This is a genomic window from Streptomyces sp. NPDC003720, from assembly GCF_042875075.1.
In the GTDB taxonomy this organism is placed as follows: domain Bacteria; phylum Actinomycetota; class Actinomycetes; order Streptomycetales; family Streptomycetaceae; genus Streptomyces.
This window is the reverse complement of the sequence record NZ_JBIANZ010000011.1, coordinates 139,190-152,461: the sequence shown is the minus strand read 5'-3', so window position 1 is coordinate 152,461 and position 13,272 is coordinate 139,190. Positions and strand designations below refer to the sequence as shown.

Here is a 13,272-nt window from a genome sequence, read left to right as displayed (position 1 = left end):
CCCTTGCCCTCTTCCTCGTCTCGCGGCCGTCCCGGCGCTCACCTGGTGGGCGACTCCGCATGGCCAACTCCACTCACTCGAACGAGTGAGTTTCATATGAGATTCATTGGGTCCGGACGGTACCGCATGCCACTGGGGCGGGATGTGTCCCGAGTGACATTGGCCGGTTAGGTTGCACCCATGAGCGAGGATGTTCGACTGGTCGCCTGGGTGAGGGGACGCGTCCAAGGTGTGGGTTTCCGCTGGTTCACGCGGGCCAAGGCGCTGGAGATCGGCGGCCTGAGTGGTTTTGCTCTCAATCTGGGCGACGGACGGGTCCAGGTCGTCGCCGAGGGGTCCCGGAAGGGCTGCGAAGGTCTGCTCGACTGGCTCCAGGACGGCGACACGCCCGGACGCGTCGACGGTGTCACCGAGATCTGGGACACACCCCGCGGCGGGTACGACGGCTTCGCCATCCGGTGAACCGATTCTGTAAAGCCGCCCAGGCCACCGCGCGGTGACCTGCCTCTGGCACGTGCCGGCAGCAGAAAGGGGCTGGTGGTTGCCAAGAAGAGCGCCACGTGGCAGGCTCCGCTGGTACAGCTGATCGCCACGCCCCGAGGGCCCCGCAGGAGACGCAGCGCCACGTTCCGGTGGCCGTGCGCCCCGGGTTCGCCCGCCAATACGGGGTGTGATCGTGTTGACCGTCAAACTTTTTGGTGAGACGCTGAAAGCCCCGCGCACCTCAGCTGTTTGGCATGTAGGAACGCAGAGCAACACTCGAGTGTGCCAAGCACCGCGGGTGCGAATCCCTCACGACCCACACCGCATCGGTCGGTCACTCATTGTGGAGGACCATCCATCATGGCAAAGGCGCTTCTCGGTTACGTCGGCGGCTCCGACCCTCGACTCCTCGCCGAGATGCGACGGCTGCAGCAGCGTGTACAGGACCTGGAGTCCGAGCTCGTACGGATCCAGGCGGAGAACGACGCGCTGGCGGCTGCCGCCTCTCAGGACAGGATCATGGAGAGCATCGACGCACACCAGGCGGAGCCTGCGCTCACCTGATCGCTGCATCGCTCCACGAAAGCAGTCGCAGCGGTTGGGGTGCCCGTATCAACCGCACTAGTTGACGGCGTCCGCGACCCGGTCGTCAGAGTTGCAAGGGACGCTTCGGCGTCCCTTCTTTCTTCCCCCGCGCATCCTTTCACCCTCTTCAACGTTTGATTTGCCCTCCGTGTTCACTGGCGAAACCGTGCGGTTGCGAGTGTCCGTGGAGTGAGATAGCGGCGGCGGGTAGAGTCCAGCGGCGTGCACCTCAAGGCCCTGACTCTCCGCGGGTTCAAGTCGTTCGCCTCCGCGACCACGCTCCGGTTCGAACCGGGGATCACGTGCGTCGTCGGTCCGAACGGCTCGGGCAAGTCCAACGTGGTGGACGCGCTGAGCTGGGTCATGGGCGAGCAGGGCGCCAAGTCGCTGCGCGGCGGCAAGATGGAGGACGTCATCTTCGCCGGCACCACCGGCCGCCCGCCGCTGGGCCGCGCCGAGGTGTCCCTGACCATCGACAACTCCGACGGCGCACTGCCCATCGAGTACGCCGAGGTCACCATCACGCGGATCATGTTCCGCAACGGCGGCAGCGAGTACCAGATCAACGGCGACACCTGCCGACTGCTGGACATCCAGGACCTGCTCTCCGACTCCGGCATCGGCCGCGAGATGCACGTCATCGTCGGCCAGGGGCAGCTCGACTCCGTCCTGCACGCGGACCCCACCGGCCGCCGGGCGTTCATCGAGGAGGCGGCGGGTGTCCTCAAGCACCGCAAGCGCAAGGAGAAGGCGCTGCGGAAGCTCGACGCGATGCAGGCCAACCTGGCGCGCGTGCAGGACCTCACCGACGAACTGCGCCGCCAGCTCAAGCCGCTCGGCCGGCAGGCGGCGGTGGCCCGCCGCGCCGCCGTCATCCAGGCGGACCTCCGCGACGCCCGGCTGCGTCTGCTCGCCGACGACCTGGTACGCCTGCGCGAGGCGCTGAAGTCCGAGATCGCCGACGAGGCGGCCCTGAAGGAGCGCAAGGAGACCGCCGAGCGGGAGCTGCGCAAGGCGCTCCAGCGGGAGACCGCCCTGGAGGACGAGGTACGGCGGCTCGCCCCGCGCCTGCAGCGCGCCCAGCAGACCTGGTACGAGCTGTCCCAGCTGGCCGAGCGGGTGCGCGGCACCGTCTCGCTGGCCGACGCCCGGGTGAAGAGCGCCACCTCCGCGCCCCCCGAGGAGCGCCGCGGCCGCGACCCGGAGGACATGGAGCGCGAGGCCGCCCGCATCCGCGAGCAGGAGGCCGAGCTGGAGGCGGCTCTGGAGGCCGCCCAGCGGGCCCTGGACGACACGGTCGCCCACCGCGCCGAGCTGGAGCGCGAACTCGCCGTCGAGGAACGCCGACTGAAGGACGCCGCCCGCGCCATCGCCGACCGGCGCGAGGGCCTCGCCCGCCTCTCCGGACAGGTCAACGCGGCCCGCTCGCGCGCCGCCTCGGCCCAGGCCGAGATCGACCGGCTGGCCGCAGGCCGCGACGAGGCCCAGGAGCGCGCGGTCCGGGCCCAGGAGGAGTACGAGGTCCTGAAGGCCGAGGTCGACGGACTCGACGCCGACGACGCCGACCTCGCCGGGCGGCACGAGACGGCGAAGCGGGCGCTCGCGGAGGCCGAGGCCGCGCTGACCGAGGCCCGCGAGGCGGCCACCGCCGCGGAACGCCGGCGCGCCGCGACCCAGGCCCGGCACGAGGCGCTGTCGCTGGGCCTGAGGCGCAAGGACGGCACCGGCATACTCCTGGGCGCCCGGGACCGCATCACCGGAGTCCTGGGCCCGGCGGCCGAACTGCTGACGGTGACCCCCGGCCACGAGGCCGCGCTGGCCGCGGCCTTCGGCGCGGCGGCCGACGCCGTCGCCGTGACGTCCCCGGCCTCGGCGGCCGAAGCGATCCGCCTCCTGCGCAAGCAGGACGGGGGCCGGGCCGCCCTGCTGCTGACCGACACCCGGCAGGACGCCTCCGGCGACGCCGCGGCCGGCACCGGTGTTCCCGGCCATCCGGCCGGCGTGAACGGCGGGGCCGGCCCGGACGCGCCCCGCCCCGGCGCCTCGGCGGCACCTGCGCCTCCCGCGACCGATCCCGCCGGCGGGACGGGCTCGACGGGCGCCGACGGGACGGGCCGGACCGGCGCCGGCGACCCCCCGCCGGCGGCCGACGTGGACGTTCATCGCGGTGGCGCCGCCGGTGAGGAAGGCCCTGCCCCGCTCTACGCCGCCGACCTGGTGAAGGGTCCCGTCGGGCTCATGCCCGCCGTGCGGCGGCTGCTGCACGGGATCGTGGTCGTCAGCACCCTGGAGGACGCCGAGGACCTGGTCCAGGCGCACCCCGGGCTGACCGCCGTCACCGCCGAGGGCGACCTGCTCGGCGCGCACTTCGCGCACGGCGGCTCGGCCGGCGCGCCCAGCCTGCTGGAGGTGCAGGCCTCCGTGGACGAGGCGGCCGCCGAGCTGGAGGAGCTGGCCGTCCGCTGCGAGGAGCTGACCGGGGCCCAGCACACGGCGGCCGAGCGGCGCACCGACGCCGCCGCGCTCGTGGAGGAGCTGGGGGAGCGGCGCCGGGCCGCCGACCGGGAGAAGTCGGCCGTGGCCCAGCAGCTCGGGCGGCTCGCCGGGCAGGCGCGGGGCGCGGCGGGGGAGGCCGAGCGGTCGGCCGCGGCCGCGGCACGCGCGCAGGAGGCGCTGGACAAGGCAGTACAGGAGGCCGAGGAGCTGGCCGAACGGCTCGCCGTCGCCGAGGAGACGCCGGTCGACGAGGAACCGGACACCTCGGTGCGGGACCGGCTCGCCGCCGACGGCGCCAACGCGCGGCAGACCGAGATGGAGGCCCGCCTCCAGGCCCGTACGCACGAGGAGCGGGTCAAGGCACTCGCCGGACGGGCCGACTCGCTGGACCGGGCCGCCCGGGCGGAGCGCGAGGCACGCGCGCGTGCCGAGCAGCGGCGGGCCCGGCTCCGGCACGAGGCCGCCGTCGCGGAGGCCGTCTCCTCCGGCGCCCGGCAACTGCTCGCGCACGTCGAGGTGTCCCTCGGCCGGGCGGAGGAGGAGCGGGCCGCCGCCGAGGCCGCGAAGGCCCGCCGGGAGCAGGAGCTGGCCGCCGCCCGGAACACGGGCCGCGAGCTGAAGTCGGAGCTCGACAAGCTGACGGACTCGGTGCACCGGGGCGAGGTGCTCGGCGCCGAGAAGCGGCTGCGGATCGAGCAACTGGAGACGAAGGCGCTGGAGGAGCTGGGCGTCGAGCCGGCGGGGCTGGTCGCGGAGTACGGCCCGCACCAGCTCGTGCCGCCCTCTCTCCCCGCCGCCGGCGAGGAGCTGCCGGAGGATCCGGAGCACCCGCGCAACCTGCCCCGGCCGTTCGTGCGGGCCGAGCAGGAGAAGCGGCTCAAGGCCGCCGAGCGCGCCTACCAGCAGCTCGGCAAGGTCAACCCGCTGGCGCTGGAGGAGTTCGCGGCGCTGGAGGAGCGGCACAAGTTCCTCAGCGAGCAGCTCGAGGACCTGAAGAAGACCCGCGCCGACCTCCTTCAGGTGGTGAAGGAGGTGGACGAGCGCGTCGAGCAGGTCTTCACCGAGGCCTACCGGGACACCGCCCGGGAGTTCGAGGGCGTGTTCAGCCGGCTGTTCCCGGGCGGCGAGGGCCGCCTGGTGCTGACGGACCCCGACAACATGCTCACCACCGGCGTGGACGTCGAGGCGCGCCCGCCGGGCAAGAAGGTCAAGCGGCTGTCCCTGCTCTCGGGCGGCGAGCGCTCGCTGACCGCCGTGGCGCTGCTGGTGTCGATCTTCAAGGCCCGGCCCAGCCCGTTCTACGTCATGGACGAGGTCGAGGCGGCCCTGGACGACACCAACCTCCAGCGGCTGATCCGGATCATGCAGGAGCTCCAGGAGAGTTCGCAGCTCATCGTGATCACCCACCAGAAGCGCACGATGGAGGTCGCCGACGCGCTCTACGGCGTCTCCATGCAGGGCGACGGCGTGTCGAAGGTCATCTCGCAGCGCCTCCGCTGACCGGCAATCCAAGATCAACTCACCTCGTGTTCACTTTTTGAACACGAGGTGATCGGCCACGTCTCAAAACTCACAGCCGTACGGGTATTGACTTCGAAACTTGAAGGCATAGTCTCTGCAACGTTGCTTTTACCTTCAGGTGTAAGTGGTGTGAACGCGGCATCACTGGATACCTGTAAGGGCTCACCCCCACACGGCAGCGTTGCCGTGGCCCGAGGAGTTATTCGTGACCAGCACAGCGCAGGCACCCAAGCCACGAGCCGGGACGGCTCACCCCGATCATCTCGGGCACGTCATCTTCATCGCGGCGGCGGCCGCCATGGGCGGTTTCCTGTTCGGCTACGACAGCTCCGTGATCAACGGCGCCGTCGAGGCCATCCGGGACCGTTACGACATCGGGTCCGCGGCCCTGGCCCAGGTCATCGCCATCGCCCTGATCGGCTGCGCCATCGGTGCCGCGACCGCCGGCCGGATAGCCGACCGGATCGGCCGCATCCGCTGCATGCAGATCGCCGCCGCGCTGTTCACGGTCAGCGCCGTCGGCTCCGCGCTGCCCTTCGCGCTGTGGGACCTCGCGTTCTGGCGCATCGTCGGCGGCTTCGCCATCGGCATGGCCTCCGTCATCGGCCCGGCCTACATCGCCGAGGTCGCCCCGCCCGCCTACCGCGGCCGGCTCGGCTCCTTCCAGCAGGCCGCGATCGTCGTCGGCATCGCCATCTCCCAGCTGGTCAACTGGGGCCTGCTGAACGCCGCCGGCGGCGACCAGCGCGGCACGCTGATGGGCCTCGAGGCCTGGCAGGTCATGCTCGGCGTCATGGTGGTCCCCGCCGCCCTGTACGGCCTGCTCTCCTTCGCCATCCCCGAGTCCCCGCGCTTCCTGCTCTCCGTCGGCAAGCGTGACCGCGCCCGCGCGATCCTCGCCGAGGTCGAGGGCAAGGACGTGGACCTGGACGCCCGCGTCGCCGAGATCGAGCACGCGATGAAGAGCGAGGACAAGTCCACCTTCAAGGACCTGCTCGGCGGCGGCTTCTTCTTCAAGCCGATCGTCTGGGTCGGTATCGGCCTGTCGGTGTTCCAGCAGTTCGTCGGCATCAACGTCGCGTTCTACTACTCCTCGACGCTGTGGCAGTCGGTCGGCGTCGACCCGACGGACTCGTTCTTCTACTCCTTCACGACGTCGATCATCAACATCGTCGGCACCGTGATCGCGATGATCTTCGTCGACCGCATCGGCCGCAAGCCGCTCGCCCTCATCGGCTCCGTCGGCATGGCCGTGGGCCTGGCGCTGGAGGCCTGGGCGTTCTCGTACCACCTCGTCGACGGCAAGCTGCCCGCGACCCAGGGCTGGGTCGCCCTGGTCGCCGCCCACGTCTTCGTGCTCTTCTTCGCCCTGTCCTGGGGCGTGGTCGTCTGGGTCATGCTCGGCGAGATGTTCCCGAACCGGATCCGTGCCGCCGCGCTGGGCGTGGCCGCCGCCGCCCAGTGGATCGCCAACTGGGCGATCACCGCGAGCTTCCCGTCGCTGGCCGACTGGAACCTGTCCGGCACGTACGTGATCTACACGTTCTTCGCCGCGCTCTCCATCCCGTTCGTCCTGAAGTTCGTCAAGGAGACGAAGGGCAAGACGCTGGAGGAGATGGGCTGACCGCCCGCCGAGTCCCGAGGAGAAGGGCCAAGTCCCCGCTGCCCCTCTCCTCGAACCCCCGCCGCCCCCGCTCGGTCACTGCCCGAGCGGGGGCGGCTTCGCTGTCCGGCGCAGGCCGGCGGGCGGCCCCGCCGGGATCGGTCGCCCTGCGCGCACTGCTCGGCGGCGAGAATCCGGTCCACGCCCTCCGCGCGCGGGTAGCGCACCGTCGTCGTGGCCGCCGAGCGCGTCCCGCCGGACCGCCGGAAGGCGTACGTCCGCGCCTCGTGCGGCAAGTGCTGGCCGTACTCGGCCCGGGCCCGGTCGGGGCCATCGCCGTCCAGTCCCCGGTGCCGCACTCGGTGAGCGGCTCTTCGCAGGAGGCCGCCGGCTGCGGCAGGGACGCGCTGTGGAAGCGGATCGTGCCGCGGGCCGATCGCCACGACCGTCACGGAGATCCGGAGGCACGGGCACGGAGGTGACCCCGTGCCCGTCGGCGCAGGTGGTCCGGCGCGGTGCGGTAGCGCGCGGAGAGGGGGGCCGGGGCGGCGCCGTGCTCGGCCAGGTCGCGACGTACGACCGTGACGGGCATGACGGCGTCCCCCTGCACCGGGTGGGTGCAGGGGGACGCCGTCTGACGGAACGTCAGATGACCGCCGACGCGAACCGGCGGGGCGGGCGCGCTCAGACGCCGGCGGTCGCGGGTGCCTCGGCGGGCTCGCCGGATCCGGCGGCGGGCTCGTGGGCGGCCTCCGCCGGGCGCACCACGGCCGGCTTCGGCAGAGCGGTGTACAGCAGCCCGGAGATCACGACCGTGGCGACCCAGCCGAGGCCGTACTCGCCGATGACGTTGTTCTTCGCCAGCGGCCCGGTGAACCAGTCCGAGGTGGTGAACAGCAGTCCCGCGACCAGGCCGACCGCCCAGGCCGCCACCGCGGCGGGGGAGAAGCCGCCCCGGTACCAGTAGGCGCTGGTGCGCGTGGTGTCGGCCATGGCCCGGCCGTCGTACTCCGTGCGCCGCAGCATGTCCGCGCCGAACACGCCGACCCAGGCCGAGAAGGCGACCGCCAGCAGGGAGAGGAAGGCGATGAACGAACCCATGAAGCTCGTCGCCACCAGCATCAGCACGCCGCCGAAGACCAGCGAGATCACGGCGTTCACCGAGACCGCCCAGTGCCGCGGCACTCGGAAGCCCAGGGTCTGCGCGGTGAAGCCCGCCGAGTACATCGACATGGAGTTGATCAGCAGCATGCCGATCAGCGCGATGAGCAGGTACGGCACGGCGATCCACGTCGGCAGGATCTCGCCGAGGAAGGAGACCGGGTCCGCCGCCGAGGCCAGGTCGGGCGTCGAGACCGCCATCACCGCGCCCATCAGCACCATCGGCAGTACGACGATCCCGGCGCCGCCCACCGCGGTGCCCACGATCGCCTTCGACGAGGCGGTGCGCGGCAGGTAGCGGGTGAAGTCCGGCGCGGACGGGATCCAGCTGACCCCGCCCGCCGCGATCATTCCGATGCCGGTGATCACGGCGGCCGTGGAGCCCGCGCCGTGGTGCATCACCTTCGACCAGTCCGTGGTCGCGGCCAGGTAGCCGAGGACCAGCACGGAGAAGACGCCGAACACGTAGGTCGCGTACTTGTTGCACTTCTGCACGGCGTTGATGCCGAGACCGGAGATCGCGAAGGTCGCGACGACGAAGGCCAGCAGCATCACCATGTCCAGCAGGCTGTTCGCCCGGATGCCGAACACGATGTCCAGGATGGTCAGCATCGCGTACGCGCCGGTCACCGCGTTGATCGTCTCCCAGCCCCAGCGGGCTACCCAGATCAGCGAACCCGGCAGCAGATTGCCGCGCTGGCCGAACACCGCGCGCGACAGCGCCATGCCCGGGGCGCCGCCCCGCTTGCCGGCGATGCCGATCAGGCCGACCAGCCCGTACGCCACGACGGGCGCGGCGGCCGCGACGACGAGGGCCTGCCAGATGTTCAGGCCGTACGCCACCACCAGGCTCGCGCCCATGGTGAGCAGCAGCACGCTGATGTTGGCGCCGACCCAGGTCGGGAAGAGCTCGCGGGTTCTCGCGGTCCGTTCGTCGTCGGGTACCTGCTCGATGCCTCGGGTCTCGAGTGCGCCTTCGGCCTCGGCTGTCTTGCTCATGAAAGAGGGTGCCTCGGTGTGGGGGACGGGGATGTCGGGGACTCTACGCGGGGGAACGGAGCCGGAACCATCGTACTTTGATCCGACTGATGACTTCCTGTGGCTTTTGTCTCTCGGAGGAAGCCACGAACCCCGGCAGCCGCCTACCCATGGCCGATACTGGACGCGTTATGGAAACCATCATCCTTGCTGTAGTCATCGCCGTGGTCGTCCTCGGCGCGCTCGGCGGGCTCATCGTCGGCAGCCGGCGCCGCAAGCCGCTGCCCCCGCCGCCGCCCAGGACGCCCGACATCACCGCGCCCCCGGCCGAGCCGCACGTCGGCGAAGAGGCCGAGACGCCGCGCGACGAACCGCGCCGGACGATCGAGGAGGTGGATCTTCCCGGCGGCCCCGCCCCGGTCGTCGTCGAGGAGCCGCCCACCGTCGAGGCTCCCGAGATCGAGATCCCGGAGCCCACCGCGGGGCGGCTGGTCCGCCTGCGCACCCGTCTCTCCCGCTCGCAGAACGCCCTGGGCAAGGGCCTGCTCACGCTGCTGTCCCGCGAGCACCTCGACGAGGACACCTGGGAGGAGATCGAGGACACGCTGCTCACCGCCGACGTCGGTGTGCAGCCCACCCAGGAGCTGGTCGAGCGGCTGCGCGAGCGGGTGAAGGTGCTCGGCACCCGCACCCCGCAGGAGCTGCGTGGCCTGCTGCGCGACGAGCTGCTCAAGCTGGTCGGCACCGAGGCCGACCGCTCGGTCAGGACCGAACCCGAGGGCCGCAAGCCCGGCATCGTGATGGTCGTCGGGGTCAACGGCACCGGCAAGACCACCACCACCGGCAAGCTCGCCCGGGTGCTCGTGGCCGACGGCCGCACCGTCGTGCTCGGCGCCGCCGACACCTTCCGGGCAGCCGCCGCCGACCAGCTCCAGACCTGGGGCGAGCGCGTCGGCGCCTACACCGTGCGCGGTCCCGAGGCCTGCGACCCCGCCTCCGTCGCCTTCGACGCGGTGAAGGAGGGCAAGGAGATGGGGGTCGACGTGGTCCTCATCGACACCGCCGGCCGGCTGCACACCAAGACCGGTCTCATGGACGAGCTGGGCAAGGTCAAGCGCGTGGTCGAGAAGCACGCGCCGCTGGACGAGGTGCTGCTCGTCCTGGACGCCACCACCGGCCAGAACGGTCTGGTGCAGGCCCGCGTGTTCGCCGAGGTCGTGGACATCACCGGCATCGTGCTGACCAAGCTGGACGGCACCGCCAAGGGCGGCATCGTGGTCGCGGTCCAGCGCGAGCTGGGCGTCCCGGTCAAGCTCATCGGTCTCGGCGAGGGCGCGGACGACCTGGCGCCGTTCGAGCCGGAGGCGTTCGTGGACGCGCTCATCGGTGACTGACGACGGGGTGTGCTCACCCGCCGGATCGACGAAGCGCCCGCCCACAGGACAGTGGGGCGGGCGCTTCGTCGTTCCCGGTCCGCAGCCGCGGGACGCTCGCGGCCGGCGCCCGGGCGGGCGGCGCTCGTGCGGAGGGCCTTCACGTGGACGGCGCGTACGCCGAGGACCCGGCGGAGGGCCTCCACGTGGACGGCGCTCTCGCGGACAAGGCGTCCCCGTGGACGGCGCGTACGCCGAGGACCCCGCGGAGGGCCTCTACGTGGACGGCGCTCTCGCGGACCGGGCGTTCACGTGGACGGCGCGTGCGCCGAGGCCCCTCCCGTGGAGGGGTTTCGCGCGGCCGGCTGCTCGTGCGGCCGGACTTCACGCGGAGGGCGTTCAGGAGGCCCTGGCCGCCGACCGGTGGGCCACGTAGGCCAGCGTGCCCAGCAGCAGCCGGGCAGCGGGCGGCCGGGTCGCGCAGTCCAGCGCGGGCGGGCGCAGCCAGCGCACCGGGCCGAGGCCGCCCCGGTCCGAGGGGGGCGCGGTGACGTACGTGCCCGGGCCGAGGCCGCGCAGGTCCAGCGCCGAAGGGTCGTCCCAGCCCATGCGGTAGAGCAGCTGGGGGAGGTCGGCGGCGGCGCCGGGGGCGACGAAGAAGTGGGCGCGTCCGTCGGGGGTCGCGGTGACCGGGCCGAGCGGGAGGCCCATGCGCTCCAGCCGGACCAGCGCGCGGCGCCCGGCGGCCTCGGCCACCTCGATGACGTCGAACGCGCGACCCACCGCGAGCATCACCGACGCGCCCGGGAACCCGGCCCAGGCCCTGGTCACCTCGTCGAGGGTGGCGCCGGCCGGCACCGGCGGCGCGAAGCCGAGCGGATGCGCTCCGGGAGCCCGGCAGCCGGCGTGCCCGCAGGAACAGACGCCCGCCGCGGCCCGTGCGCCCGGCACCACGTCCCAGCCGCACAGGCCGGTGAACTCCGCGACAGCCGTGCACTCCGACGAACGGAAACGCCGGCGCGTGCCGGAGCGGATCTCGCGAATGCCGCCGATCGTGAAGCCCATGCCCCCTCCAACGGGTCCGGCGCGCCGGTGGTTACGACGCGGAACGAGACGGAAGCGGAACGTGACGCTACGGCCGCGGTTCCGCTCGCTCCGTGAGGCCGAGGCGGCGCGTCGAAGCATCTCGGGTGGCGCGAGGAGGAACGTGCGCCCCCGCGTGCATCACCCCGCCGACGTCCTGTCGTCCTATGTCAAGTGAATCGCGTTGTGCGGACGGTGAGTTCATTCGAAGGGGTGGCGAATGGTGGCGTTTCCAGGTTCGCCATGGCTGGACGGGTGATCGTGGGATTACTGTGAGTGTGTGAGGCCTGAGGGCACATGCTCTCGCGGGTATGCCGGAGGCAAGGCCGTCGGTTCGTTCGAAGGGTGAGAACCGGCGGACGGGAGGCCCTATTTACCGGCATTCTGATAGGGCTTGGCGCACTCGGCGACAAGTGGTCTCAGGGATGGGGGCGTGCCAGTGGGCGGCAACGGCGGAAGCGGGACGATCGCTGACAAGCGCCCCAACGAGCTGCTCGGTTCGTGGTTCGTGCGCAGCGGCTGGTCCAAGGGCGAGCTGGCCCGCCAGGTGAACCGCAGGGCCCGCCAGCTCGGCGCCAACCACATCTCCACGGACACCTCGCGAGTGCGTCGCTGGCTGGACGGGGAGAACCCGCGCGAGCCGATCCCGCGGATCCTGTCCGAGCTGTTCTCCGAGCGCTTCGGCTGCGTCGTCTCCGTCGAGGACCTCGGTCTGCGCGCCGCCCGCCCGGCACCCTCCGCGTCCGGCGTCGACCTGCCCTGGACGGGCCCGCAGGCGGTGGCCCTGCTCAGCGAGTTCTCGCGCAGCGACCTGATGCTGGCGCGGCGCGGCTTCCTCGGGACCTCGCTGTCCCTGGCCGCGGGCCCGTCCCTGGTCGAGCCCCTGCAGCGCTGGCTCGTGCCCGCCCCCTCCTCGGCGGCCCCGTCCCAGCCCGAGACCGTCCTCGACTCGCGCAGGCCGGGCCGGCTGTCCAAGCCCGAGCTGGACCTGCTGGAGTCCACCACGCGGATGTTCCGCCAGTGGGACGCCCAGTGCGGCGGCGGCCTGCGCCGCAAGGCGGTCGTCGGCCAGCTGCACGAGGTGACCGACCTGCTCCAGGAGCCCCAGCCCGAGGCGACCAGCCGCAAGCTCTTCAAGGTCGCCGCCGAACTCGCCGAACTCGCGGGCTGGATGTCGTACGACGTGGGTCTCCAGCCCACCGCGCAGAAGTACTTCGTCCTCGCCCTGCACGCGGCGAAGGAGGCCGGCGACAAACCGCTCGGCTCCTACGTGCTGTCCAACATGAGCCGCCAGATGATCCACCTCGGCCGGCCCGACGACGCCCTGGAGTTGATCCACCTCGCGCAGTACGGCAGCCGCGACTGCGCCAGCCCGCGCACCCAGGCCATGCTGTATGCGATGGAGGCCCGCGCCTACGCCAACATGGGCCAGCCCGGGAAGTGCAAGCGGGCGGTCCGCATGGCCGAGGACACCTTCGCCGACGCCGACGACTGGGACGAGCCGGACCCCGACTGGATCCGCTTCTTCTCCGAGGCCGAGCTGTTCGCGGAGAACTCGCACTCCTACCGCGACCTCGCCTACGTGGCCGGCCGCAGCCCCACCTACGCCTCCCTGGCCCAGCCGCTGATGGAGCGGGCCGTGGAGCTGTTCGCCGAGGACCGCGAGCACCAGCGGTCGTACGCGCTGAACCTGATCGGCATGGCCACCGTGCACCTGCTGCGGCGCGAGCCCGAGCAGAGCACCCAGTACGCCTCCGACGCCATGCGCGTCGCCAAGAAGGTGCGCTCCGAGCGGGTCAACACCCGGATCCGCAAGACGGTCGACACCGCCGTGCGCGACTTCGGCGACCTCACCGCCGTCGTCGACCTCACCGACCAGCTCGCCGTGGACCTGCCGGAGGCCGCAGAGGCCGTCTGACCCCGCAGGACACCCAAGCGCCGGCCGCGGCCGGTCCTCCCGAACCGCCCGACTCGGCTCCCCCGCGCCAG

8 protein-coding genes are annotated in these 13,272 nt (G+C 72.0%); 6 read left to right on the top strand and 2 right to left on the bottom strand.

The features are described from left to right. The first annotated feature begins 180 nt into the window (after positions 1 to 180). The 4 genes from ACFYU0_RS28795 to ACFYU0_RS28780 all read left to right on the top strand — a co-directional run bounded on the left by ACFYU0_RS28795 (position 181) and on the right by ACFYU0_RS28780 (position 6,709). The gene (locus tag ACFYU0_RS28795) at positions 181 to 462 is read left to right on the top strand and encodes an acylphosphatase (RefSeq protein ID WP_351664343.1); all 282 of its coding nucleotides are present in this window, start codon (positions 181 to 183) and stop codon (positions 460 to 462) included. Positions 463 to 843: 381 nt separating this feature from the next. Further along, positions 844 to 1,047 carry a hypothetical protein gene (locus tag ACFYU0_RS28790; protein WP_018544743.1) on the top strand — a complete coding sequence of 68 codons (204 nt, stop codon included), beginning with the start codon at positions 844 to 846 and terminating at the stop codon, positions 1,045 to 1,047. A 243-nt stretch (positions 1,048 to 1,290) separates the two neighbouring features. After that, positions 1,291 to 5,064, top strand: a complete 3,774-nt coding sequence (locus ACFYU0_RS28785) for an AAA family ATPase (protein WP_389304919.1) — start codon at positions 1,291 to 1,293, stop codon at positions 5,062 to 5,064. Between the two features lie 226 nt (positions 5,065 to 5,290). Then, positions 5,291 to 6,709, top strand: a complete 1,419-nt coding sequence (locus ACFYU0_RS28780) for a sugar porter family MFS transporter (protein ID WP_351664338.1) — start codon at positions 5,291 to 5,293, stop codon at positions 6,707 to 6,709. 663 nt (positions 6,710 to 7,372) lie between these two features. Here the strand turns inward: ACFYU0_RS28780 and ACFYU0_RS28775 are convergent. Continuing rightward, a complete protein-coding gene (locus ACFYU0_RS28775) occupies positions 7,373 to 8,848 on the bottom strand; it encodes a cytosine permease (protein ID WP_389304916.1) in 1,476 nt (491 codons plus the stop codon). Between the two features lie 170 nt (positions 8,849 to 9,018). On the opposite strand from ACFYU0_RS28775, the gene ftsY reads away from it, so the two are divergent. Continuing rightward, positions 9,019 to 10,221, top strand: coding sequence for a signal recognition particle-docking protein FtsY (ftsY, locus tag ACFYU0_RS28770; RefSeq protein WP_389304914.1), 1,203 nt, complete (start codon positions 9,019 to 9,021; stop codon positions 10,219 to 10,221). Between the two features lie 378 nt (positions 10,222 to 10,599). On the opposite strand, the gene ACFYU0_RS28765 is transcribed toward ftsY, so the two are convergent. After that, positions 10,600 to 11,265, bottom strand: a complete 666-nt coding sequence (locus ACFYU0_RS28765) for a bifunctional DNA primase/polymerase (protein WP_351664330.1) — start codon at positions 11,263 to 11,265, stop codon at positions 10,600 to 10,602. 457 nt (positions 11,266 to 11,722) lie between these two features. Between ACFYU0_RS28765 and ACFYU0_RS28760 the strand changes: the two genes are divergently transcribed. Then, positions 11,723 to 13,201 (top strand): hypothetical protein, encoded by a 1,479-nt coding sequence (locus ACFYU0_RS28760; protein WP_389305152.1) that lies wholly within the window; start codon positions 11,723 to 11,725, stop codon positions 13,199 to 13,201. Positions 13,202 to 13,272: the final 71 nt, after the last annotated feature.

Bases quoted from the DNA above. Each gene is read 5' to 3' on its own strand.
- ACFYU0_RS28775 (WP_389304916.1), bottom strand. From the start codon at position 8,848: ATGAGCAAGACAGCCGAGGCCGAAGGCGCACTCGAGACCCGAGGCATC.
- ACFYU0_RS28795 (WP_351664343.1), top strand. From the start codon at position 181: ATGAGCGAGGATGTTCGACTGGTCGCCTGGGTGAGGGGACGCGTCCAA.
- ftsY (WP_389304914.1), top strand. From the start codon at position 9,019: ATGGAAACCATCATCCTTGCTGTAGTCATCGCCGTGGTCGTCCTCGGC.
- ACFYU0_RS28765 (WP_351664330.1), bottom strand. From the start codon at position 11,265: ATGGGCTTCACGATCGGCGGCATTCGCGAGATCCGCTCCGGCACGCGC.
- ACFYU0_RS28790 (WP_018544743.1), top strand. From the start codon at position 844: ATGGCAAAGGCGCTTCTCGGTTACGTCGGCGGCTCCGACCCTCGACTC.